We start from the raw sequence: 24,889 nt of genomic DNA, 5'->3' as shown, positions 1-24,889 counted from the left end.
CGGTTACATTCGGGCAAAATAACCCCAATTTTTATTACACCATTTCGTTAGAGGAAAACCCATGCTAACTCGTGATATGAACATTGCTGATTTTGATCCAGAATTGTATCAAGCAATGACCAAAGAAGTTGAACGCCAAGAGCATCACATTGAACTTATTGCTTCAGAGAACTACACCAGTCCTCGCGTATTAGAAGCTCAAGGTTCACAGCTAACCAACAAATACGCTGAAGGTTATCCGGGCAAGCGTTACTACGGTGGTTGTGAGTTTGTTGATATCGCCGAAGAGTTAGCAATCAAACGTGCCTGTGAACTATTTGGCGCTGAATACGCTAACGTACAGCCGCACGCAGGTTCACAAGCAAACTCTGCAGTATTTATGGCGCTTTGTACGCCGGGCGCTAAAGTACTTGGTATGAGCTTAGCGCATGGTGGTCACTTAACGCACGGTAGTGGTGTAAACTTTTCTGGTAAAATGTACGAGCCTATTCAATACGGTCTACACCCAGAAACTGGCGATATCGATTACGAAGAAGTTGAGCGTTTAGCACTAGAGCACAAGCCTGAGATGATTGTTGCTGGTTTCTCTGCATTCTCTGGTGTTGTTGACTGGGCGCGTTTTCGTGAAATCGCTGACAAAGTTGGCGCTTACCTTATGGTTGATATGGCCCACGTTGCTGGTCTTATCGCGGCAGGTTTATACCCGAACCCACTGCCACACGCACACGTTGTTACTACCACAACGCACAAAACATTAGCGGGTCCTCGTGGCGGTCTTATCTTATCGGCATGTGGCGACGAAGCAATTTACAAAAAGCTTAACTCAGCGGTTTTCCCTGGTGGCCAAGGTGGTCCATTAATGCACATCATCGCAGCAAAAGCGGTAGCATTTAAAGAAGCATTAGCACCAGAGTTTAAAGAGTACCAACAAAACGTATTAAACAACGCTAAAACTATGGTCCGCGTACTACAAGATCGCGGCTACAAAGTTGTTTCAAATGGCACCGAAAATCACTTGTTGCTGCTTGATTTGATTGATAAAGACATCACTGGTAAAGACGCTGATGCAGCTCTAGGCCGTGCGTTTATCACCGTAAACAAGAACTCAGTACCAAATGATCCTCGTTCACCATTTGTTACCTCAGGTTTGCGTTTAGGTACACCAGCAATCACTCGTCGCGGCTTTGGCGAAGCGGAAACGGCTGAACTTACCGGTTGGATCTGTGATATTCTTGATGACATTAATAACGAAGCGACAATTGATGCGGTTCGTGAAAAAGTTATCGAGCTTTGTTCACGATTCCCTGTTTACGCGTAATCAGGTGCTATAAAGAACAAAAAAAATGGTCGCTTGAGCGGCCATTTTTTTTCTAGTTGGTAGTAATCGCTAACAAAACACGATTTAATATAAGGTTGTAACCCAAATAAGCGAACGCAGGAATAGCTATGCATTGTCCATTTTGTTCAGCAACGGAAACCAAAGTCATCGATTCAAGGTTAGTCAGTGACGGCCACCAAATTAGACGCAGACGTGAGTGCTTGCAATGTCACGAGCGCTTTACCACATTTGAAGGGGCGGAGTTGGTGATGCCGAGAATCATTAAACGCGATGGTACTCGCGAGCCTTTCAACGAAGATAAGCTGCGCAGCGGTATGTTACGAGCATTGGAAAAGCGACCGGTCAGTGTCGAGCAAATCGAAGCCTCAGTGAACAACCTTAAATCCAAACTCAGGGCGACAGGTGAGCGAGAGGTGAGTAGTGAATTACTCGGCACCATAATCATGGATGAATTAAAGGCGCTTGATAAGGTCGCTTATGTGCGCTTTGCCTCGGTGTATCGCTCGTTTGAAGATATTCGAGAGTTCGGTGAAGAAATCGCCCGCCTTGGCGACGATAAAAAATAACCAATGGTGTCATTGAGATGATTAACAACCACGAATATTACATGCAATTAGCCATTAAGTTGGCGCGTAATGGCTTGTATAGCACATCGCCAAACCCGCGAGTTGGTTGTGTGATCGTAAATAATGGCGACATTGTTGGCCAGGGATATCACATCAAAGCGGGGCAGGGCCATGCTGAAGTTAATGCGCTTGCAGAGGCCGGTGCACAAGCGCGTGGAGCAACGGCCTACGTTACGCTTGAACCGTGCAGCCACCACGGCCGTACACCGCCCTGTGCTCAAGCTCTGATTGACGCAGGTGTCGCACACGTGATCTACGGTATGCAAGATCCCAATCCGCTGGTGAGCGGTCGAGGAATTGAGCGTTTGATCAATGCTGATATTCGAGTTACCGGACCGGTTCTTGAGCAGGCCTGCCGTCAGCTCAATCCCGGCTTTATTAAACGCAATACGCAAGGCTTGCCGCTAGTGCGTTGTAAATTAGCATCCAGTTTGGATGGCAAGACAGCGATGGCAAGCGGTGAGAGTCAATGGATTACCTCGGCTGAAGCGCGACGTGATGTGCAAGCGTTTCGCGCGCGAAGTTGTGCTATTATCAGTGGCGCAGATACGGTAATTACCGATAATGCTCGACTCAATGTGCGAGGCGCCGAGTTGAATAGTGATAGCAGCGCTGATGATGCTAAAATCCGTCAACCAATTCGCATTATTATTGATACTAAGCAACGCTTAACACCTGATTTGTTGTTATTTTCTGTTGAAGCGCCAATAATTTTAATACGCACAGAACTTGAAAATGACCAACAATGGCCGCATTTTGTCGAACAAATACAGGTTAAGCAAAGCAAGGGTTTTGCCGACTTGCACGACGTGATGGCGCAATTGGCAAAACGCGGTTTGAACGAACTGTGGTTGGAGTGTGGCCGTAGATTGGCGGGAGCTTTTTTCGCCGCCGGATTGGTCGATGAACTGGTTCTGTATCAGGCTCCCAAGTTACTGTCGGATGAGGCGCAAGGATTAGTACAAATTCCTGGGCTGTCGGCATTGTCAGACGCGATTTCGCTGACTATTAATGACGTTCGCAAAATAGGCTGTGACGTTCGCTTTATTTGCCAAGTAGCTAAAGCATAAGCGAAACCTTAGGATAGAGATTTTAAATAGGAAATAGTATGTTTACCGGAATTATTGAGGCGATAGGAACGATTGCGTCAATCAAGGTTAGTGGTCAAGGAGCTCGAATTACTGTGAACACCGGTAAGCTCGATATGGCTGACGTCAAGCTCGGTGACTCAATAGCCACCAACGGCATTTGCTTGACCGTGGTTGATTATAACCAACACAGTTACAGTGCCGATGTGTCGATGGAGACATTGACTCACACCGGGCTGGCCAACTATCAAGCAGGCGACCGTGTTAATTTAGAAAAAGCTATGTTACCAACAACCCGCTTTGGTGGGCATATCGTCAGCGGTCATGTCGATGGCGTTGGTATTGTGCGCCGTATCGACAAAGTCGGTAATGCGAGCGAGTATTGGCTTGAGATGCCGCATGACATAAAACAATACGCAGCGCAAAAAGGTTCAATAACGGTGGATGGTGCCTCTCTCACCATAAACGATGTGAGTGATAATCAGTTTCGCTTAACCATTGTGCCACACACCATAGAAGAAACCATCATTGCTGACTATCAAGTTGGCAGTCAAGTTAACTTAGAAGTTGACGTAGTGGCTCGATATATTGAACGTTTGTTGCTTTGCCAACAACAGCCGTCGAGCGCACGCTCCGGTGTAACAGAAGAATTATTGCTCAAAAGTGGCTTTATAAAAGGTTAAATTTATGACGTTAAATACCCCACAAGAAATCATCGAAGATATAAAACTGGGTAAAATGGTTATCTTGATGGATGATGAAGATCGCGAAAATGAAGGTGACTTCATTATGGCTGCAGAAAAGGTAACCCCTGACGCGATTAACTTTATGGCTACTTATGGTCGCGGTTTAATTTGTATGCCAATGTCGCGTCAAAAGTGCGAAAAGTTGAAGCTGCCATTGATGGTAGACAAAAACGATGCTCAGTTTACCACTAACTTTACTGTTTCGATTGAAGCAGCACGTGGTGTCACAACGGGGATTTCTGCTGCTGATCGCGCCACCACTGTTCTCGCTGCCTGCGACCCCAATGCCGATCACCGATCAATTGTCCAACCCGGCCATATTTTTCCGTTGATTGCTAAAGATGGCGGGGTATTAAATCGCGCCGGTCACACGGAAGCGGGCGTCGATCTGGCTCGATTGGCCGGTTGTGAACCAGCGGCGGTTATTGTTGAAATTCTCAATGAAGACGGCACCATGGCACGTCGTCCAGACTTGGAAGTGATTGCCAAAAAACACGGTATTAAAATGGGTACCATTGCCGATTTAATCGAATATCGCAACGCTACAGAAACGACGATCAGCCGTGTAAGTGAGTGTAAATTACCAACCCAATACGGCGAGTTTGATCTGGTTGCCTTTACTGACACCATTGACGGTATGACCCACTTTGCCTTGAGCAAAGGGGAGATTGAGGCAGATAAGCCAACGTTGGTGCGCGTACACTTGGAAAATACGTTTCGCGACTTGTTATTTTCAACCCGCGACAGCAAGACCACGTGGCCAATACACAACGCCCTAGAAAAAATTGGTAACGAGGGTGGGGTATTGGTGTTACTCGGTAAACACGAATCGCCACAGCAATTACTTGAGCAAGTGAAGAACTACGCTGCGCAAGACAATGGCGAGCAAATCAATGAAGTGGTAAAACACGTGGGGTCGCGCAATGTCGGGGTGGGCTCACAAATCCTTGCCAACTTAGGTGTTGGTAAAATGCGCTTGTTAACTTCGCAATCAAAGTATCACTCGCTGGGCGGATTTGGTTTAGAAATTGTTGAATACATCGCCGAGTAAACTTCTATTTGGCTCAGTGAGCCAAAACAGTGCACTCCGTACCCAAAAGCCAAGCATTTGCTTGGCTTTTTAGTCGGCACAGGTGTGTGTGTTTAGGCCCGTGTTAACAGTCTAGGCGCGATAACCGAATTAAGCTTGGGTCATGCGTCGACGGGTTTATTGGTGATTTTTTGTATCACTTTTACCACGCTAAGTACGATGGCACCGGCGATGATACCGATAATGGCGTTATACAATGGGGAGACAAGCCACGACAGACCGTTTATTTGAGCCAATAGCCATTCCAAACCGTGATGAATAGCGGGAATACCATGAACAATAATGCCACCACCAACGAGGAACATAGCGGCGGTGCCCACAATGGCAAGACCTTTCATTAGTTTTGGCGCAAATGACAACAGCCGACGTCCAAGGTTTTGTTTAAATTTGGCAAAACGAGCGTGATCACTCACCTGGCTTAGGTGTAACCCAGCATCGTCTAGCTTGACTATAGCCGCCACTAAACCATAAACACCAATAGTCATTAACAGCGCAATCAGTGATACCACACTGGCCTGTTCAACCAGGGTTTTGCCTTGTACAGTCCCGAGGGTGATGACAATGATTTCAGCAGATAAAATAAAGTCTGTTTTGATCGCGCCTTTGATTTTGTCGCGCTCGTATTCCACCATATCAACGGACTCATCAACTAAAGCTTGGATATCTTGCTGATGTTGTTGCTCTGATTGCTCTTTGTCTTCAAAAAAGCTGTGAACGATTTTTTCGACCCCCTCAAAGCACAGGAACAAACCACCTAAAATCAACAATGGGGTGATCAGCCAAGGCGCTACACTGCTGATCACTAATGCACTGGGGACTAATATCAGTTTATTGATAAACGATCCTTTGGCAACGGCCCAGACAACCGGCAGCTCCCTGTCGGCACTAACCCCTGTGACTTGTTGAGCGTTCAGTGCCAAATCATCGCCAAGCACCCCGGCCGTTTTTTTTGCCGCAACTTTGGTTAAGACAGCGACATCGTCTAATGCCGCAGCGATTTTATCTATCAATGCCAATAAGCTTGTACCGGCCATAGGAGTCCCTCTTTCGTTTGATCAATAATGCATATCCTGAAACATATGCTCAATTATTGAGTGTATACAAGTAAGTGTATACAAGTTTGTCGGGTTTTTAGTCAATATAAATCAAACTCAAGATTTCGCTTGGCCAAACGTTAGTATTGAGAATTGCTGTCACAACAGCTTGGCTTAAGAGACGAGTATGAGAGCTTTGTATAAGAACAGCGCAATTTTGGCCAGCGCAAAAAAAAACGCAGCTAGTGCTGCGTTTTACGAGTGATGTTGATCGCGTTGTATCTAGCTAGAGGTTGAATTAACGACCCGATTGTTCACACGCAATCAGAGTGTTTTCAATCAAGCTTGCCACGGTCATTGGACCGACGCCACCGGGAACCGGTGTAATAAATGACGCGTTGTCTTTGGCAACGCTAAATTCTACATCGCCAACTAATGTGCCGTTTTCAAGGCGATTAATACCGACATCGATCACGATGGCACCTGGTTTGATCCATTCACCTGGAATAAACTCAGGTTTACCTACCGCAACGACAACTAGATCAGCCGCGCGAACCTTCTGCTCTAGATCTTTGGTAAAGCGATGGGTGGTGGTGGTGGTGCAACCTGCAAGCAGCAATTCAAGGGTCATTGGTCGGCCGACGATATTTGATGCACCTACAACGACTGCGTCTAAGCCGTGAGTATCAACACCCGTCGACTCAATTAATGTCATAATGCCTTTTGGTGTACACGGGCGCAGACCCGGTTGGCGCAAACACAATTTACCCACGTTGGCCGGGTGAAAACCATCGACATCTTTTTCTGGGCTAATGTGTTCAATAATTAAGTTGGCATCTAACCCCTCTGGCAAAGGCAGTTGCACTAAAATACCATCTACTTGATCATCGTTATTTAGCTGATCAATTAACTGATATAACTCTTGTTGGGTCGTCGTCGCTGGCATGTCGTACGACTTAGAGATAAAGCCGACTTCTTCACAAGCGCGACGTTTACTACCAACATAGACTTGTGACGCTGGATCTTCACCAACAAGCACGACGGCAAGGCCAGGTGCGCGTTTACCTTGGTTAAGGCGAGCCTCAACTTTTTGTTTTACGTTGGTGCGAATTTGTTGAGCGATGGCTTTACCATCGATAATATTTGCAGACATAGGTTTTAATCTGTTGTGTTTAAGTGGGTGGCAAAAAAGACGGCGCTATTTTCTCATACTTTATAACTGCCGTGTAGTGTTTGACGGCATATTGGGTAAATAAATAAAACGATTGGATTACATTTTGCAACATTGTTGATCTGGCAAAGCACAAAAATCGTAACTAAAGTAAGTGAACGGTCGTATGTTTGCTGTTTTTTTCACCGCCTATCTCAGTGGTTGCGTTAAAATTGTACGAACAATAAAAAATTAGAAAAAAACATTTGACGACCGCAAAGCACATAGGTAATATGCGCCCCGTTGAGACGCAACAGCGATTCAACAGGCAGAGAATGTCGGTGATTAGCGCAGCTTGGTAGCGCACTTGGTTTGGGTCCAAGGGGTCGTAGGTTCAAATCCTACATCACCGACCACTTTCTTCCTTATGCAACTTTTCAAGTTCGATAAGTTGGTATAACCTGTAAGGTGTTATGCGCCCTTAGCTCAGCTGGATAGAGCAACGGCCTTCTAAGCCGTGGGTCGCAGGTTCGACTCCTGCAGGGCGTGCCATTCAGTGGTGGCTGTAGCTCAGTTGGTAGAGCCCCGGATTGTGATTCCGGTTGTCGTGGGTTCAAGTCCCATCAGCCACCCCATTTATCTTTCGTCGGTGATTAGCGCAGCTTGGTAGCGCACTTGGTTTGGGTCCAAGGGGTCGTAGGTTCAAATCCTACATCACCGACCACTCTTCTCTTAGCGTATCGCTTTTTATATCTAAATTTAAATTTGTCGTGTAAATCACTCTGTTAGTGTTTTTTTATCAACACGAGATGGCGTTTTGCCACGTATTGTGATTTCACTATCGTTTTGTGTTCAACCTCACATTTGGCAAAACGGTGTTGCTATATTAGATAAAATTTAAATTATTCAAAGCTTTACTACTCAATTTTGTCACCGAGTCTCGAATAAATACCTTTTCATTTGAACAAAATCTATACCGACAAATTTAACCGAACCTAGCGATTTATTATTTTTTCAATCGCTGATTAAAAATTGGCGAGTAATTGTTGACCAGCAGGTGTTTACAGCGGGCAGTAGCACGGCTATAATTCCGCGTCACATTTAAATCGAACCCAACTAATTGGGTCGCTCGAACATCTTTTACAGAGAGTGATGCATTCGCTCTTTCATTCACAGTCGTATGACTGTGGACTGACGGTAAGCGCTTTGTTTACTAATAAGATGCATTAAAGGCGAGACACGCCATAAATTGAGGTATAAAAATGCAAGTTTCAGTTGAGACTACTCAAGGTTTGGAGCGCAAGGTTTCTATTACCGTTCCTGCCGAAACCGTAGATGTAGAAGTTAAAAACCGTCTGCGTCAATTCGCTAAAACATATAAAGCTCCAGGTTTCCGTCCAGGTAAAGTACCTGCTTCTGTAATTCAGAAGCGTTTTGGTGCATCTGTTCGTCAAGAAGTTGCTGGTGAACTTATGCAACGTCACTTTGTTGAAGCGATTGTCGCTGAAAAGTTGAACCCAGCGGGTCGTCCTGCGTTTGTTGCTAAGAGCAACGAAGAAGGCAAAGAGTTAGCGTTTGAAGCAACATTCGAAGTTTACCCAGAACTAGAAGTTTCAGGTTTAGACAAAATTAAAGTTGAAAAGCCTGTTGTTGAAGTAACTGACGCTGACTTAGAAGAAATGTTCACGACGTTACAAAACCAACACAAAACTTGGAAAGAGAACAAGCGCAAGACCAAAAAAGGCGACAAGCTTACTATCGATTTCAACGGTCGCGTTGACGGCGAAGAATTCGAAGGCGGCAAAGCTGAAGGTTTTGAACTTGAACTAGGTTCAGGTCGTATGATCCCAGGTTTTGAAAAAGAAATCACTGGTATGAAAGTAGGTGAAGAGAAAACCATCACCGTTACTTTCCCTGAAGACTATCACGCTGAAAACCTAAAAGGTAAAGACGCTGAGTTTGATATTGTTGTACACAAAACTGAAGGCCCAGTATTACCTGAAATCGACGATGAATTTGCTAAGCTATTCGGCGTTGAAGAAGGCGGTGTAGACGCACTTCGCGAAGAAGTTAAGAAAAACATGGAACGCGAATTAGGCCAAGCTGTAAAAGGCAAGGTAAAAGAGCAAGTGTTGAACGGTTTAGTTGAAGCGAATGCAATTGAGCTTCCAAAAGCCCTAGTAAGCCAAGAAGTTGACGCACTTCGTCAACAAGCTATGCAGCGTTTTGGTGGTCAAGTTGATCCGAAAAACATGCCACAGCTACCTGCAGAAATGTTCACTGAACAAGCTGAGCGTCGCGTAAAAGTAGGTCTTCTTTTAGGTGAAGTAATCAAAACTAACGAACTTAAAGTAGACGACGCGCGCGTAAAAGCGTTAATCGAAACTGCGGCATCGGCATACGAAGATCCACAAGAAGTTATCGATTACTACATGAACAACCAAGAACTACTTCAGCAAATGCAGCACGTTGCTTTAGAAGAGCAAGCTGTTGACTTCATTCTTGAACAAGCTGACGTAGTTGAAAAAGAAACTGCATTTAAAGACGTAATGACACCACAAGCGTAATTGTTGATAGAAAAATTACAATAATTACCGGTTTACACGTCTCACGCATTGACAATGTCAATGGCAGTGGCTTAAATGGCTTATATGTGTTCATATAAGCCATTTTTACATTTTAAGGATATTTTCATTGATTCACTCTAATAATAATTCACCAATTGAAAATGCATTGGTTCCTATGGTTGTTGAACAAACATCCAAGGGCGAGCGTTCATATGACATTTATTCGCGTTTGTTAAAAGAGCGCGTCATTTTTTGTTGCGGTCAAGTTGAAGAGCACATGGCAAATTTGATTGTCGCTCAGCTTTTGTTCCTTGAATCGGAAAGTCCAGAAAAAGACATTTATCTGTACATCAACTCACCGGGCGGCAGCGTAACGGCAGGTTTGGCTATTTACGATACCATGCAGTTTATCAAGCCTAACGTGAGCACCGTGTGTATGGGGCAAGCGGCAAGTATGGGCGCATTTTTGTTGTCTGCAGGTGAAAAGGGCAAGCGTTTTTGTCTTCCTAATTCCCGCGTTATGATCCACCAACCTCTGGGCGGTTTCCAAGGTCAGGCATCAGATTTTGAAATCCATGCCAAGGAAATCTTATACGTTAAAGACAAGCTGAATCGCCTCATGGCAGAACACACCGGACAAGATTTAGAAAAAGTTACCAAAGATACCGATCGCGATAACTTTTTAAGTGCTCAACAAGCTGTAGATTACGGTTTGGTCGATGCGATTTTAACCCAGCGTTAATCGCGACCGATCAATTAAGCGACAACATCACGAGCAACAAAGGCTCTGTTGGCACGCTATAATAGCCGTTTTCCAGCTATAATGGGTGTATGCTTTGGTGATTAATTTAATTAGAAAGAAAAGATATTGAGGTAAGTACCGTATGACCGATGACATTAAAGGTAGCGGTGATAACGACAAGTTATTGTATTGCTCGTTTTGTGGTAAAAGTCAGCATGAAGTCCGTAAGTTAATTGCCGGCCCATCTGTGTTCGTATGTGATGAGTGTGTTGAGCTGTGTAACGATATTATTCGTGAAGAAGTCAAAGATATCTCGCCACAAGCTGACTCGAGTAAATTGCCAACACCCAAAGAAATTAGAGCGCACTTAGACGATTATGTGATCGGTCAAGATCACGCTAAAAAAGTGCTCAGTGTGGCAGTATACAACCATTACAAGCGTTTGAAAAATGGCGATAGCCACAATGGTGTAGAGCTAGGCAAGTCGAATATTTTGCTGATTGGTCCAACGGGTTCCGGTAAAACGTTGTTAGCGGAAACCTTGGCGAGAATGCTTGATGTGCCTTATACCATGGCCGATGCAACGACGTTAACCGAAGCCGGCTACGTTGGCGAAGACGTTGAAAACATTATCCAAAAGCTATTGCAAAAATGTGATTACGACGTTGAAAAAGCTCAGCGCGGTATTGTCTACATTGATGAAATTGACAAAATTTCTCGCAAGTCAGACAACCCTTCGATCACCCGTGATGTATCGGGTGAAGGTGTGCAGCAAGCACTGTTGAAGTTGGTTGAAGGAACTATTGCTGCTGTACCGCCTCAAGGTGGTCGCAAACATCCACAGCAAGAGTTTTTGCAAGTTGATACATCGAAAATCTTATTTATCTGTGGTGGTGCATTCGCCGGACTCGATAAAGTCATTGAGCAGCGCATGGTTACCGGTACAGGAATTGGCTTTGGTGCCGATGTCAAAGGCAAAGAAGCAGAGAAGTCGCTAACCGAACGCTTCCAAGAAGTCGAGCCTCAGGATTTGGTTAAGTACGGTTTGATACCCGAATTCATCGGTCGTTTACCGGTTGTTGCAACCTTAAGCGAGCTTGATGAAGATGCGTTAATTCAAATCTTACAACAGCCTAAGAATGCGTTAACCAAACAGTTTACCGCATTGTTTGATATGGAAGACGTCGAGCTTGAGTTTAGAGAAGACGCGTTAAAGGCGATTGCCAACAAAGCCATGGTCCGTAAAACTGGTGCTCGTGGTTTGCGCTCAATTGTCGAAGGCGTACTGTTAGATACCATGTACGAACTGCCATCTCTCACTGATGCAACTAAAGTTGTTATTGATGAGTCGGTGATCAAAGGCGAGTCTAAGCCAATTATTTTGTTTGAATCGCAAGATGAAAAACAAGCCAACGAGTAAGTGACACTCTCAGTGCAAAAGCCAGCCATCAGTGCTGGCTTTTTTGTTTCACATTTCCACGAATCAGCTTATTGGTACCAGCTTTTGAAATTAGCTGTTGAATCTCAAACGTCAATCCCCATATACTGAATTATAAGGTTCAGAATATATTCGACACTTCTGAATAATGCACATCACTTTCAAGAGATTTTCCCATGACAAAAGAGCATTCAGGACAAATTAACACACCAGTACTCGCTTTGCGTGATGTCGTTGTTTACCCACAAATGGTGATACCGCTATTTGTCGGGCGAGAAAAATCAATTCGTTGTTTAGATCAAGCGATGGAAAGCGACAAACGAGTATTTTTAGTAGCACAAAAGGACGCTTCAGTCGACGATCCAACTGAAGCTGACTTGTTTGAAATGGGTACCGTCGCGACCATTTTGCAAATGTTAAAATTGCCAGATGGCACAGTAAAAGTGTTGGTTGAAGGGATACAGCGTGCCCAAGTGGTGCAGTTTACCGATACCGATGATTACTTTGTCGCCGATGTGGACTTTGTTGAATCTGATAACAGTGACATAGACAATCACGAAGTGTTGGTGCGCTCGGCGGTGTCTCAGTTTGAAGGCTACGTCAAATTAAATAAAAAGATCCCTCCTGAAGTGCTTACCTCGGTCTCAGCCATCGAAAATGCCGAACAGTTAGCCGATACTATGGCTGCTCATATGCCGCTTAAGTTGCAAGAAAAGCAGCACGTCCTTGAAATCACCAATGTCGCGGAACGCCTTGAGTACTTGATGGCGCTGATGGAAGGTGAGATCGACTTGTTGCAAGTAGAGAAAAAGATCCGCGGTCGCGTTAAAAAGCAAATGGAAAAAAGCCAACGCGAATATTACCTGAATGAGCAAATGAAGGCGATTCAGAAAGAGTTAGGGGATATGGACGATGTGCCTGACGAAACCGAGCAATTAACGCAAAAAATTGAAGATGCGAAAATGCCCGCCGAAGCCAAGCAAAAAACGCTGGCTGAATTGCAAAAGCTGAAAATGATGTCGCCTATGTCAGCCGAAGCGACTGTTGTGCGCAGTTACATCGATTGGATGATTTCGGTACCGTGGAAAAAGCGCAGCAAGCTCAAGCGCAATTTAAAATTGGCCGAAGATGTGCTTGAACAAGATCACTATGGCTTGGAAAAAGTCAAAGAGCGCATCATTGAGTATCTAGCGGTACAGCAGCGAGTAACGCAGTTGCGCGGCCCTATTTTGTGTTTGGTAGGACCGCCAGGTGTTGGTAAAACATCACTGGGACAATCTATCGCGCGCGCGACAGGTCGAAAATACGTGCGCATGGCATTAGGTGGTGTTCGCGATGAAGCGGAAATCAGAGGTCATCGCCGAACGTATATCGGTTCGATGCCAGGCAAACTGGTACAAAAAATGGCAAAAGCCGAGGTTAAGAACCCGCTGTTTTTACTTGATGAAATTGACAAAATGTCATCAGATATGCGCGGTGACCCTGCTTCAGCTTTACTTGAAGTACTCGATCCTGAGCAAAACAGTGCCTTTAACGACCATTATTTGGAAGTAGATTACGATTTGTCTGATGTAATGTTTGTCGCCACGTCAAACAGCATGAACATTCCCGGTCCGCTACTTGATCGCATGGAAGTTATTCGTTTATCTGGTTATACCGAAGACGAAAAATTAAACATTGCCAAGCGCCATTTAATGCCTAAACAAATTAAGCGCAATGGGCTCAAGGAAAAAGAGATTGAAATTGAAGACAGTGCCATTGTCGGCATTATCCGATACTACACTCGAGAGGCTGGCGTGCGCAGTTTAGAGCGCGAGATTTCCAAATTATGTCGCAAAGCAGTGAAGCAAATTTTACTCGACAAAGACCTGGGTAAAGTGATTATTAATCAAGATAATCTAGAACAGTTTTTAGGTGTACAACGCTTTGATTATGGAAAAGCCGAAGATGAAAATCGCGTAGGCCAGGTGACCGGCTTGGCGTGGACTGAAGTAGGTGGTGAGTTGTTGACCATTGAAGCGGCGTCAGTGCCGGGCAAAGGCAAATTAACCTTTACCGGTTCACTCGGTGAAGTCATGCAAGAGTCGATTCAAGCAGCACTTACTGTGGTTCGCAGTCGCACTGACGGTTTGCGGATTAATAGCGACTTTAATGAAAAACGCGATATTCATGTGCACGTACCTGAAGGCGCCACGCCTAAAGACGGTCCGAGTGCCGGTATTGGCATGTGCACAGCGTTAGTGTCAAGTTTGACCGGTAACCCAGTGCGAGCAGACGTGGCGATGACGGGCGAAATTACCTTACGCGGTGAAGTTCTAGCGATAGGCGGATTGAAAGAGAAGTTATTAGCAGCTCATCGCGGTGGCATTAAAACCGTTGTTATTCCGAAAGATAACGAACGCGACCTAAAAGAAATCCCTGAGAATGTGAAAGCGGATCTCGATATTCACCCGGTGAAATGGATTGACGAAGTGCTTGAATTAGCCCTTGCTGAGTCGCCATCTAAGTGGTCTGTAGCGAGCTAATAGCGGCGCGAGGTTATTTTTTTGGTTTTTTTTAGTAAAAATCGCAAAAAAAATGGAAAAAAACGCAATTAAGGGGTTTTCAAAGCGCAAAACTATGGTAGTCTGACAGTCGGACGTTAATAAAACTCCTCTACAGGCTACCAATAGCAAGGGATTTGTAAATTTATTAACATTTTTTTCAAATATGCTGGTTCGGGGCTTGAAGTTGTTAAAAATGCTTGATATAACAAAGGTCGAGCAATTTTGACAGGCTCCAAATAATAACAATTAAAGGGGAAGACATAGTGAATAAGTCTCAACTAATCGAAAAAATCGCAGAAGGCGCAGATATCTCTAAAGCAGCTGCTGGTCGTGCACTAGATTCTTTTATCGACGCAGTTTCTGATGAACTAAAAGCAGGTGAGCAAGTTGCTCTTGTGGGTTTTGGTACATTCTCAGTACGTGACCGCGCAGCTCGTACAGGTCGCAACCCACAAACTGGTGCGACTATTGAAATTTCAGCAGCTAAAGTACCAGCTTTCAAAGCGGGTAAAGCACTTAAAGACGCTGTAAACTAAGATTAAGTTTCTTAGCAAAAAGCTGGCATACGCCAGCTTTTTTTGTTTTCACACGCCTATTTACCTAGTCATTTTTATCGCAATTGTCGCTTAAATTTACTTCAAGGGGGCGCGTGGGTTTGCTACAATCGGGCAACTAGAATTAATGTCCTGATGTTTTAACGAGAGACACATGTTAGAAAGAATAAGAGAAGGCTCTACGGGCTTTACAGCAAAAGCAATTCTTGTATTAGTTATTTTGACGTTTGTATTTGCTGGAGTGGGAACATACACCAATTCAGTTGATACATCGGTTGCAGTGGTTAATGGGGAAAAGATCAGCCAGCAACAATTTGAAACGGCATATCGCAACCAACGCGCTCGCATGGAGCAGCAATACGGCGATATGTTCGCACAGTTAGCTGGCAACGATGCTTACATGCAATCAATGCGCAGTAATGTGCTTGAGCAATTGATCAATCAAGAGCTTATTGATCAGCAAGTGGCAGAGCTTGATATCAAAATCAGCGATGAGCAAATCAAACAAACTATTCTGTCAATGCCTGAATTCCAGGTCGACGGCGAGTTTAACAACGACCGTTACCTTATGCTGATCAATCAGGCAGGTTTCTACGACGCCTCGAGTTTTCGCGACTATCTGCGTACTGATATGGCGCGTCGCAGTCTTCAATCTGGTGTTTTAGCAACGGAGTTTAGCTTGCCTTACCAACAACAGTTAGCGGCTAAGCTGAACAACCAAACACGTGATATTCGCTATGCCACTATTGCCGTGCAACCGTTTAAAGACAGCGTTGAAGTTAGCGACGAAGAAATTGACAGCTATTACCAAGCCAACAAAGACAACTTTGCCACAGCTGAAAAAGTGAAAGTTCGTTACGTGGCGCTTGATATGGCCGATTTACGTGCCAATGTTGAAATCACTGACGCCGATGTAGAGTCGTATTACCAAGACAATAAAGCGTTTTATTCGACCAATGAACGCCGCCGCGCATCGCATATCTTGTTAGAGTTTGGCGATGATCAAGCTGCAGCAGAGCAACAAGCAGAACAGCTACTTGCACAAATTAACGCGGGTGAAGACTTTGCCGAGTTGGCCAAGCAATTTTCAGCTGATCTATTTTCGGGTGAAAATGGCGGTGACTTAGAGTGGGTTGAACGCGGTGATATGGATGCTGCATTTGAAGATGCGCTGTTTGCATTAACCAGCGAACAACCAATCTCATCTGTGGTCGAATCTGAATTTGGTTATCACATCATTAAGCTAACTGACATTGAAGAAGTTAAGACCAAACAACTTGCTGAAGTTGCCGACGAAATTCGCCAGCAATTAATCAATGATCAAGCGCTTGAAAAGTTCTACACCTTACAGGGTGAAATGGCGACCATCGCATTTGAATCACCAGATTCACTTGAGGAAGTTGCGATTATCGCAAACACCGAAGTGAAAACCAGCGATTGGTTAACTCGTGCGGGCAATGCTGCGCCATTTGACAATCAACAGCTGATCGATGCCGCATTTTCAGAGCAAGTCACTTTAGACGCACTTAATTCGGATGTTATTGAAGTGGTCAGTGATGAGCTTGTGATGGTGTTGCGCTTAGATGAATATCAACAAGCAACAATTAAACCGTTAGAGCAAGTTAGTGACGTGATCAAAGCACAATTAGTTAATACTAAAGCACAACAAGCAGCTAGCGAAGTGGCTGAACAACTTTTTAACAGCGTGGCAACCAATGGCGACAGCAGTGAGCTATTAGTAGCACACAATAGCGAGTTTGTTGCGGTGGAAACTCTCGTTCGCAATGCGGCCGATGTTGATCGCGCTATTGTCAGTAAAGCGTTTACCATGGCTCACCCAGGCGATGATGCAACGTCTGTTGCGAGCACGCAAATGAGCAATGGTGACTTTGCCGTGGTTGAATTGACAGCGGTTAACGAGGGCGAGGTTACCGACATTGATGAGCGAGCTCAACAGTTTGCCGTTAGTCAGTTAGCGCAATCTGCGTTTGAAAGCTATGTTGCTAACTTAAAAGAACACGCTGAGGTTCGTCGTAATTTAGAAAGCGCACCTGCACCGCTTTACTAATTGCTATAACAATGTGCAACACATTGTAAATCGAGCTTATATAGAGCAACAAAAAAGGCCGCATTCGCGGCCTTTTTTTAGTTGTGTAATCGTTGACGATGTATTACCTGTGCTTACACAAACGCCTTCGAGTTAATTTCTAAACTCTGGAATAAAACCAAAGTTGGTCCACAATATCGCCGTGCAAGCTAAAATGGTGACCAGTAGCACTAAACCTGCGGTAACTACCGAACTCGCATAGATAAAGCCTTTTTCATCAGGGATGTGCATCATAATTGGCACGCCTGAATAGAGCAGATACACCGAGTAGGCTATCGCTAAGCATCCCACCACGGCGACAAACCAAAGTATTGGATACAATGCGGCTAAACCGGCCATTAGCACAGGGGTTGCAGCATAGGCAGCAAGCTCTAGGCTTTGAGTAAAGGTTGGTTTTGCATCGAAGGTCTCAGCCATCCACTTGATCAAATAGGCTAACGCAAATACACCGGCGATGATTGCCGCGTACATCGAAATAGATAATAGTAACGCACTTTGCTTGGTAATTTTTATTGGGTCACCTGCGCCAATGCTCCAGCCAATGTGCGCAGCGGCATAGTAGCCACAAATAGCAGGTATCAAAGCAACTAACATAATGTGGCTTAAGCCGTAAAACATACTTTCGTGACGGTTGTCTATGTCAGCCCATTCATCTTTTGGATGGGCATAAAGTCCCCAAATGTGGTTTAAAATCATAACTCACTTCCTCTTTCACTATCCCCATGTTCAAAAACCTTTCTTATTTAGTTGTTTGAACGTTTTTTGAGCGATTTAAGTTTTGTTTTTGTTGTTATTTTTTAGATTTGCTCAACTTAGTTATGTCTCATGTTGAATAATTCGTCAAGAGTTGTTTGAAAAATAATCAGGTAAACTTGATCTATTCGACATTTCTAGCCTCCAATAGCCAAGGTGACGATAACCAACGCAACGACATTGATAAAATAGGGCGAGGATAAAATTGTAGCGAATATCGAATAAAGATGGTTGTGGGGGCGCGAAGGTAACGTGAGATAGGTATCGCGGTTGGCATTTGCCCTCGACTCGCGTAGTAACGATGAGCTCGTAGCGCTTTGTTTGGTTTAGGGGGGAATTTACGGTTAACTGCGACGCACTCGAACCACTTTCATATACTCTAGGGTGTAACCAGCGATGCTTTGCTCCGGTGGGTAATAGTTAACATTGACGCGACAACCTTGCAACGACTGATATGGCTGGGTTCGCTTGTATGTGGACGGGACGTCAACAGCCCCTCGAGTATTAACATACCAATCCCCTTCGCGGCGTTGTACATGAGAAACCACTTTGCGGTTGCCTGTTTGACTGAGGTTAGGGTGCTTTGTTAACAAAGGTTTTCGTTGTTTATCCATGTCGAATTCAATAGCGTTGCTGTTGATTATCTTAAGCGGCTCAAAAATAGCGCTAGCCGGCTATCTGATGACGGCTAGCGAGTTATGGGGCGATGGTTAGCGAAGCTTGCGTAATAAGGCAAGTTTAAAAGCGGTGTATGGCGCGAATCGAAGCGCGACGTCCTTTATAAATGGACGTTTTAACACGGCCTTAAAATGGCTGAAATTATCAAATCCGTGTTTACCGCTATAACGACCCATACCACTTGGACCAACACCGCCAAAGGGCAGTTCAGTTACGGCATTAAACATCATCACATCGTTAATGCATTGGCTACCGGCGCTGATTTGCTCAACCCAATCACTGTGCTGAGTTTTCTCTTTACTAAATAAATAGGCTGCTAGAGGCTTATCTCGGTTGATAATAAATTGCTTTGCTTGAGCGAAGCTATCGATACTGATAATCGGTAGTATTGGTCCGAAGATCTCTTCTGTCATCAATGAGCTCGTCACATCGGGATCGATGACAATTGTCGGTTCAATATAGCGTTGAGACACATCCACGCTACCGCCGAACGCGACGTCTTGGTCCATTAAGTATTGCTGTAAACGCTGGCAGTGACGTTCGTTAATTATGCGACCATAGCTATCACTTTGCTTGGCATCTTCACCGAACATGGCTTTGATCTGTAAGACCAGCTCGTTGATCAACGGCATAACCATATCAGCGGTGGTTAAAATATAATCTGGGGCAATGCAGGTTTGTCCCGCATTCATCCACTTACCCCAAGCGAGGCGTTGACAGGTAATCGTTAGGTCGGCGGAACGATCGACAAATACCGGGCTTTTACCGCCTAGTTCTAAGGTTACTGGGGTTAAATGCTTTGCCGCGGCCGTCATCACAATGCGCCCCACCTGACCATTGCCTGTGTACATAATGTGATCCCAAGCAAGCTCAAGCAAAGCGGATGTTTGTTCCACCCCTCCTTCAACAACGTGTATTGCTTCAGTATCCAAATACTCAGGTACTAATTTAGCAACTAAAGCTGAAATATTTGGCGCCAGTTCTGACGGTTTTAACACCGCACAATTACCCGCAGCTATGACAGCGACTAATGGTGCGAAAACCAATTGGAAAGGGTAGTTCCAGGCACCAATGATCAACACCGAACCATAAGGCTCAGCTTTTATCGCGCTTTGTCCTGGCTGAGCCAGCAGTGGTGTATGCACCTTTTGTGGTTTTAGCCAGGACTTCAGTTTGCTAAGCGCGTGATCTACCTCGTTGGTAATATAAGATATTTCAGTAATCCAAGCCTCTTGGCTAGGCTTGCCTAAATCTGCCTTAAGAGCCGCAATGATAGCTTGCTCATTGTCGTTAACGAGCTTTTTAATTTGAGTCAGTTGCTGTTTGCGCCACGCAATGTTGCGTGTCGTACCTTGCTGAAAATACGCTTTTTGTTGTTCGAGTTGCTGCTGATAAGTCACTGTGTGCTCTCAAGTTATTATTGGGATAGCCTGTACTATGTGAGGTTAACACAGTGCAGGTTAACACAAAATAACATTTCGCGTACATCGGGTGTGACGCAATACCACGTAAGCTTGTGCATTCCCCGTGAGCACACCCTTAATAGTAAACACCTAGATGTTGACGCGCTATTGGCCGCATCGACTCATTGGTGTTGCCCTGATGGCGCAAATCGATTGCTAATTCCAGTAATTAATCATTAGCTTGCTTAAATTCGTCAAATGCTTGTAACGCATCGGCGGCATACATCAGCGAAGGTCCACCACCCATATATATTGACATTGCCAGCGTTTCTTCAACTTCCTCTCTACTGGCGCCTAATTGGACTAGGGCTTTGGCATGAAAGCCAATGCAACCATCGCAACGGGTTGATACACCAATGGCAAGAGCGATTAACTCTTTGGTTTTTTTATCTAAAACACCATCGCTTGTGGCAGCCTTAGCCATCATTGAAAAGCCTTTCATTGTCTCTGCGATAGTAGGACGAAGTTGCTGCAAATTCGCCGATAGGGCATTGGTTATCTCTTTGTAAGACTTAGTCATGTTGGATTCCTGCATAGTGGCATCGGTTATTGATACTATTAGATAGTATGCAAGAAACAGCAAACCTGCCACGTCGAGCTCGTATGTAAAAGCTCCATCGCCTGCTCTGGACTGGAGGAATTCGTTAGTACTGTATCGGGCTACAATTCGTTAATAGAGTTGGCTTACTCGGTTGTGGTAAACTAGCGCCATACTTTTCGTTACGTTTACTTTTAGTCAGTTATGTACCAAGACTTATTGGCGCCAATCAAACAATTTTTACACTGCGAAACACCGCAACAGTGGATCGATCACGCGCAGAAACCCCAAAACCTACAAGTGTTATTAACCGATCATATGATTTGCGAGCTAAAGGCTGCGCAAACTGCTATGTGGTTGATCCGTAAGTATGCGGTAGACAAAGCCAGTGGCGATGCCTTGTTAGCTTGGTTAAAGCCGTTTGAGGAGTTTATTTACAAGAAAAATGGCAGTTTTGCTGAATTAGCCAAGGCGAATAAATTGACCAAGTCGATTGTACCGAAAGCTAATTCCGCTTATGGTCAAGACCTAATCGATAAAATGGTGTTGTTAATAAAAGAAGAACTACACCATTTTTACCAAGTACTCGAGATCATGGAAGCGCGTGACATTCCCTATCAAAACATCACTGCAGGTCGTTATGCCAAAGGGATGATGCGCCACGTCAAAACTCATGAGCCAGAGACCTTAATCGACAAATTGATTTGCGGAGCGTACATAGAGGCGAGATCGTGTGAGCGCTTTGCCAAACTGGCACCATTTCTAGATGATGAATTACATAAATTTTATGTCAGTTTACTGCGCTCTGAAGCACGGCATTATCAAGATTACCTAACGCTCGCGGAACAAATCGCTGGTAAGGACATTAGCGATCGAGTCGCATTGTTTGGTCAAGTTGAAGCAGAACTGATATCTTCGCCTGATGAGGATTTTAAGTTTCACAGTGGCTGCCCTGTTAGTGGCAGTTAATCTAGGGCGTGTTGATCTTTGAGCTACCCATTTTGTTCAAGCTAACTGATTTCTGATCGACTCGCGCTTGAATAAGCTTATGATTCATAAATCTTTATTTTGCTTTTAAAGTTACTCTTGTTTACTATTTGAACAGGTTATAACAACAATATTGAGAGCAAAAATGAACAAAACCCCACTCGCCTTGTGCATCAGTCTTTTATTAGTTGCTTGCTCTGAGCAGGCAACTATGACCTCGGTAACAGGCCAAGCCCCTGAAACCACACCAGTTAGCGCCGTATCCGTTGATTCTAAGCCAAGTGAAAGCGAGCGTCTAAATCAGTGGTTTGCCGATAAGTTTGAACAGCAGCTCCAGCGCAGTCCGTTGCAAATGACGGTACTTGGCCGCAAAGATAAATACGATCAAATCGATGATGTTAGTGAGCAAGCCGAAGATAAAGAACTCGCTTGGTTGGCACAATCTGTCGAAGAGTTAAAAGCTAATTTTGATTACGCACAATTAACCGATGAGGCACAAACCTCTTATGACATTTGGATTTATCAATACGAACAGGCGAAGCAGGGACGACCATTTCGTTACAACAATTATATTTTCACCCAAATGCAGGGGATGCAGGCGTTGGCGGCTCAGTTTTTAATCAGCTTTCATCGCGTAGACGATGTAAGTGACATGCAAGCGTATAACAAGCGTATCAGCGGTATGGCCAATGCGATATCGGTACTCTTAGAGCGCGCAAAATTGCACGCTGAGAAAGGGGTGAGACCGCCGAAATTTGCATACCAAGGCATTATCGAGCAAGCGCAAAACTTGATAACTGGCGCGCCGTTTTCAGAGGGAGAGCCATCTGCTTTATACGGTGATGCGACGCGCAAAGTGAATGCATTGCTAGAGGCGGAAAAAATAGATCAGCAAACCGCCCAGCAATTACTCGGTGAAACCAGTCGGGTGTTAAAGCAGGATTGGTTGCCCGCCTATCAGTCACTGATAGATTGGTTTAGCGCAGATATGGTTAATAGCCAAGACAATGCATCGGGCGTTGGCTCTCAACCCAATGGCGAAGATTATTACAATTACCGTCTGAAGGCGAGTACCACCACGAACTTAACCGCAGAGCAAATACACCAGCTCGGATTAGATGAAGTGGCGCGCCTGCAAGCTGAAATGCGCGAGATCATGAAACAGGTTGAATTTGAGGGAACTCTAACTGAGTTCTTTCGCTTCATTAAAACCGATGATCGCTTTTATTACCCCAATACCGATGAGGGGCGCCAAGCGTATATTGATGACACCGAGCAGTACTTAGCATTTATCAATCAGCAGTTGCCGAAGTACTTTGGTATTCTTCCTAAAGCTGACTTAGTGGTAAAACGCGTTGAACCGTTTAGAGAGCAAGATGGTGCCGCGCAACACTACAGCAGTGGTACGCCAGATGGTTCAAGACCTGGCGTTTATTATGCGCATTTATCGGATATGCGTTCGATGCCTAAAAATGAAATGGAGGCCATTGCCTATCACGAGGGCAATCCCGGCCATCATATGCAAATATCCATCGCCCAAGAGCTAACTTCAGTACCGCAGTTTAGAACGCAAGCCGGTTTTACCGCTTACATCGAAGGTTGGGGGTTGTATGCTGAGCTGTTAGCCAAAGAGATGGGTGCATATCAAGATCCATACTCGGATTTTGGACGCCTGATCACCGAAATTTGGCGTGCGGTACGTTTAGTTGTTGATACCGGTTTACACGCGAAAGGTTGGACTGAGCAACAAGCGATTGAGTATTTCAAGGCCAACTCACCGGTGGCAGAAGAAGCGGTGGTTTCAGAAGTTCGTCGCTATTTGGTGTGGCCGGGGCAAGCAACAGCCTATAAAATCGGCATGCTAAAAATTCTTGAATTACGCGCTTATGCCGAACAGCAGCTCGGTGAGTCGTTTGATATTCGCGGTTTTCACGACACTATTTTAGGCGGTGGCGCGATGCCGCTCGATATATTAGAACGTCGGGTCAAACAGTGGGTTGAAACTCAAAAGCAGACAGTCGCAGCGAATTAATTGACGGCGTTATCGATTGCAAAAGGATCTCAGTTGAGATCCTTTTTTATTGCGTTAAACGCGGTGTTTGACGGTGAGTGGTTGCACTCGCAACGAGCCTAGGGGGTAATCAGCGGTTCGTTTAGTAACTCAAATCCGTGTTCGTCGAATTTTAACCAAGCGCCTTGTTCATACCAGTCGCCTAATACAATGCGCGTTGCCTGCTTGCCATCAAGCTCAAACGTGTGCACATTGGGGCGATGGGTGTGGCCGTGAATAAGCAATTGCACATCAGAAGCACGCATTTGCGCCACAACTTCGTCTTGACTGACGTCCATAATGTCATTATTGGTCATAGGCCCTTGGCTATCGGCTTTTTTCCGGTAATCTTCAGCCATTTTTCGTCGGGTGCTAAGCGGTAACGCTTTTACTATCCACTGCCACCACCAGGAGCGAGATTTTTTGCGAAACTTTTGATATTCAACATCGCGAGTACACAAGGTATCGCCATGCATAATTAACGCCCGTTGACCGTAAATATCGATCACTTGGCTGTCGGGAAGTAAGGTCATGGAGGCCCTGTCGGCAAACTTTTTACCCAATAAAAAGTCTCGATTACCTTGAATGAAGAATATTTCAGTACCTTTGTCGCTGAGCTGTTTGAGTTGGTCAGCAATGGTTAATACGAACGGATTATCATCGTCATCGCCAATCCAGTACTCGAAAAAATCTCCGAGAATATAAAGACGCTCAGCCAATGGCGCTTGCTGCTCAATAAAACGCAAAAAGCACTCAGTAATATCTGAGCGCTCTTTGGTTAAATGCAAGTCAGCAATAAAGTAGGTGAGCAATTACGCTACCTCAACAGACTCAACAATAATGTCTTCTTTTGGCACGTCATCATGGAAGCCGTAACGACCAGTTTCTACTAAGGTCATTTTGTCGACAACGTCCATACCTTCAACAACTTTACCAAATACGCAGTAACCCCAGCCTTGCACTGTTTCACTTTTGAAATCTAGGAAAGTGTTATCAACAAGGTTAATGAAAAACTGTGCTGATGCAGAGTGTGGTTCGTTAGTACGCGCCATTGCAAGACTGCCACGAACATTGCTCAAGCCGTTGTTCGCTTCGTTTTCAATAGATGCGCGAGTTGTTTTTTCACCCATACCTGACTCAAAGCCACCGCCCTGCGCCATAAAGCCTTTAATCACGCGGTGAAAAATGGTGCCGTTGTAGAAACCGTCTTCACAATATTGCTTAAAGTTGGCTGCAGTTTTAGGAGCGTTATCAAAATCTAGCTCAATTTTGATATCACCTAAGTTGGTTTTGAATGTGATCATTGTTTTTCCTAAATTTAAATCTGCTAAATATTTAGGCCTAAATTGTAACCTTTTCCCCTGCGCTGTAAAGAGGCATGATGTAATTGCCT

21 protein-coding genes and 4 tRNA genes are annotated in these 24,889 nt (G+C 44.8%); 17 read left to right on the top strand and 8 right to left on the bottom strand.

What is annotated here, in order from left to right; genetic code table 11:
* Window positions 1-61: 61 nt before the first annotated feature.
* The 5 genes from glyA to ribBA all read left to right on the top strand — a co-directional run bounded on the left by glyA (window position 62) and on the right by ribBA (window position 4,850).
* A complete protein-coding gene (gene glyA / locus ACAY30_RS11455; protein WP_290252727.1) occupies window positions 62-1,318 on the top strand; it encodes a serine hydroxymethyltransferase in 1,257 nt (418 codons plus the stop codon).
* A 128-nt stretch (window positions 1,319-1,446) separates the two neighbouring features.
* Window positions 1,447-1,905, top strand: a complete 459-nt coding sequence (nrdR, locus tag ACAY30_RS11450) for a transcriptional regulator NrdR (protein WP_290252728.1) — start codon at window positions 1,447-1,449, stop codon at window positions 1,903-1,905.
* 17 nt (window positions 1,906-1,922) lie between these two features.
* Entirely contained in the window at window positions 1,923-3,035 is a 1,113-nt protein-coding gene (ribD, locus tag ACAY30_RS11445) for a bifunctional diaminohydroxyphosphoribosylaminopyrimidine deaminase/5-amino-6-(5-phosphoribosylamino)uracil reductase RibD (protein WP_290252729.1), read from the top strand.
* Window positions 3,036-3,073: 38 nt separating this feature from the next.
* Window positions 3,074-3,736, top strand: coding sequence for a riboflavin synthase (locus ACAY30_RS11440; protein WP_290252730.1), 663 nt, complete (start codon window positions 3,074-3,076; stop codon window positions 3,734-3,736).
* A gap of 4 nt (window positions 3,737-3,740) precedes the next feature.
* Complete coding sequence (gene ribBA / locus ACAY30_RS11435; protein ID WP_290252731.1) at window positions 3,741-4,850, top strand: bifunctional 3,4-dihydroxy-2-butanone-4-phosphate synthase/GTP cyclohydrolase II; 1,110 nt, start codon at window positions 3,741-3,743, stop codon at window positions 4,848-4,850.
* 140 nt (window positions 4,851-4,990) lie between these two features.
* Here the strand turns inward: ribBA and ACAY30_RS11430 are convergent, their stop codons facing one another.
* Together ACAY30_RS11430 and folD are read right to left on the bottom strand one after the other, a co-directional pair.
* A complete protein-coding gene (locus ACAY30_RS11430; RefSeq protein WP_290252732.1) occupies window positions 4,991-5,923 on the bottom strand; it encodes a DUF808 domain-containing protein in 933 nt (310 codons plus the stop codon).
* A 298-nt stretch (window positions 5,924-6,221) separates the two neighbouring features.
* Entirely contained in the window at window positions 6,222-7,076 is an 855-nt protein-coding gene (gene folD / locus ACAY30_RS11425; protein ID WP_290252733.1) for a bifunctional methylenetetrahydrofolate dehydrogenase/methenyltetrahydrofolate cyclohydrolase FolD, read from the bottom strand.
* 336 nt (window positions 7,077-7,412) lie between these two features.
* Here folD and ACAY30_RS11420 point away from each other — a divergent pair.
* The 10 genes from ACAY30_RS11420 to ACAY30_RS11375 all read left to right on the top strand — a co-directional run bounded on the left by ACAY30_RS11420 (window position 7,413) and on the right by ACAY30_RS11375 (window position 16,988).
* Window positions 7,413-7,489 (top strand) — tRNA-Pro (locus ACAY30_RS11420).
* 59 nt (window positions 7,490-7,548) lie between these two features.
* Window positions 7,549-7,625 (top strand) — tRNA-Arg (locus tag ACAY30_RS11415).
* Window positions 7,626-7,632: 7 nt separating this feature from the next.
* A tRNA-His gene (locus tag ACAY30_RS11410) sits at window positions 7,633-7,708 on the top strand.
* A 12-nt stretch (window positions 7,709-7,720) separates the two neighbouring features.
* A tRNA-Pro gene (locus tag ACAY30_RS11405) sits at window positions 7,721-7,797 on the top strand.
* A 538-nt stretch (window positions 7,798-8,335) separates the two neighbouring features.
* Window positions 8,336-9,640, top strand: coding sequence for a trigger factor (gene tig / locus ACAY30_RS11400; protein ID WP_290252734.1), 1,305 nt, complete (start codon window positions 8,336-8,338; stop codon window positions 9,638-9,640).
* A 175-nt stretch (window positions 9,641-9,815) separates the two neighbouring features.
* Window positions 9,816-10,382 (top strand): ATP-dependent Clp endopeptidase proteolytic subunit ClpP, encoded by a 567-nt coding sequence (gene clpP, locus ACAY30_RS11395; protein WP_371190277.1) that lies wholly within the window; start codon window positions 9,816-9,818, stop codon window positions 10,380-10,382.
* Window positions 10,383-10,524: 142 nt separating this feature from the next.
* Window positions 10,525-11,802 carry an ATP-dependent protease ATP-binding subunit ClpX gene (gene clpX, locus ACAY30_RS11390; RefSeq protein WP_290252735.1) on the top strand — a complete coding sequence of 426 codons (1,278 nt, stop codon included), beginning with the start codon at window positions 10,525-10,527 and terminating at the stop codon, window positions 11,800-11,802.
* 194 nt (window positions 11,803-11,996) lie between these two features.
* The gene (gene lon / locus ACAY30_RS11385; protein ID WP_290252736.1) at window positions 11,997-14,345 is read left to right on the top strand and encodes an endopeptidase La; all 2,349 of its coding nucleotides are present in this window, start codon (window positions 11,997-11,999) and stop codon (window positions 14,343-14,345) included.
* Window positions 14,346-14,629: 284 nt separating this feature from the next.
* A complete protein-coding gene (locus tag ACAY30_RS11380; protein ID WP_290252737.1) occupies window positions 14,630-14,902 on the top strand; it encodes an HU family DNA-binding protein in 273 nt (90 codons plus the stop codon).
* A 172-nt stretch (window positions 14,903-15,074) separates the two neighbouring features.
* Window positions 15,075-16,988 (top strand): SurA N-terminal domain-containing protein, encoded by a 1,914-nt coding sequence (locus ACAY30_RS11375; protein ID WP_290252738.1) that lies wholly within the window; start codon window positions 15,075-15,077, stop codon window positions 16,986-16,988.
* Between the two features lie 132 nt (window positions 16,989-17,120).
* Here the strand turns inward: ACAY30_RS11375 and ACAY30_RS11370 are convergent, their stop codons facing one another.
* The 4 genes from ACAY30_RS11370 to ACAY30_RS11355 form a co-directional block, all read right to left on the bottom strand.
* The gene (locus ACAY30_RS11370) at window positions 17,121-17,723 is read right to left on the bottom strand and encodes a Yip1 family protein (RefSeq protein ID WP_290252739.1); all 603 of its coding nucleotides are present in this window, start codon (window positions 17,721-17,723) and stop codon (window positions 17,121-17,123) included.
* Window positions 17,724-18,124: 401 nt separating this feature from the next.
* A complete protein-coding gene (locus tag ACAY30_RS11365; RefSeq protein WP_290252740.1) occupies window positions 18,125-18,394 on the bottom strand; it encodes a hypothetical protein in 270 nt (89 codons plus the stop codon).
* 96 nt (window positions 18,395-18,490) lie between these two features.
* Entirely contained in the window at window positions 18,491-19,858 is a 1,368-nt protein-coding gene (locus tag ACAY30_RS11360) for an aldehyde dehydrogenase family protein (protein ID WP_290252741.1), read from the bottom strand.
* 232 nt (window positions 19,859-20,090) lie between these two features.
* A complete protein-coding gene (locus ACAY30_RS11355; RefSeq protein ID WP_290252742.1) occupies window positions 20,091-20,441 on the bottom strand; it encodes a carboxymuconolactone decarboxylase family protein in 351 nt (116 codons plus the stop codon).
* Window positions 20,442-20,663: 222 nt separating this feature from the next.
* On the opposite strand from ACAY30_RS11355, the gene ACAY30_RS11350 reads away from it, so the two are divergent.
* Both ACAY30_RS11350 and ACAY30_RS11345 read left to right on the top strand, forming a co-directional pair.
* Window positions 20,664-21,428: a tRNA isopentenyl-2-thiomethyl-A-37 hydroxylase MiaE gene (locus ACAY30_RS11350; protein WP_290252743.1), complete on the top strand. Its 765-nt coding sequence runs from the start codon at window positions 20,664-20,666 to the stop codon at window positions 21,426-21,428.
* Window positions 21,429-21,591: 163 nt separating this feature from the next.
* Window positions 21,592-23,478 (top strand): DUF885 family protein, encoded by a 1,887-nt coding sequence (locus ACAY30_RS11345; protein ID WP_290252744.1) that lies wholly within the window; start codon window positions 21,592-21,594, stop codon window positions 23,476-23,478.
* A 98-nt stretch (window positions 23,479-23,576) separates the two neighbouring features.
* Here the strand turns inward: ACAY30_RS11345 and ACAY30_RS11340 are convergent, their stop codons facing one another.
* Entirely contained in the window at window positions 23,577-24,308 is a 732-nt protein-coding gene (locus ACAY30_RS11340; RefSeq protein ID WP_290252745.1) for a UDP-2,3-diacylglucosamine diphosphatase, read from the bottom strand.
* On the bottom strand, window positions 24,309-24,800 hold the full coding sequence (locus ACAY30_RS11335) for a peptidylprolyl isomerase (protein ID WP_290252746.1): 492 nt from the start codon (window positions 24,798-24,800) through the stop codon (window positions 24,309-24,311). It abuts the gene before it with no gap.
* Window positions 24,801-24,889 lie beyond the last annotated feature (89 nt).

The organism is Thalassotalea ponticola (assembly GCF_041379045.1).
GTDB lineage: Bacteria > Pseudomonadota > Gammaproteobacteria > Enterobacterales > Alteromonadaceae > Thalassotalea_A > Thalassotalea_A ponticola.
Note: the sequence above shows the minus strand (reverse complement) of the source record. Positions and strands in the feature narration are given on the sequence as shown.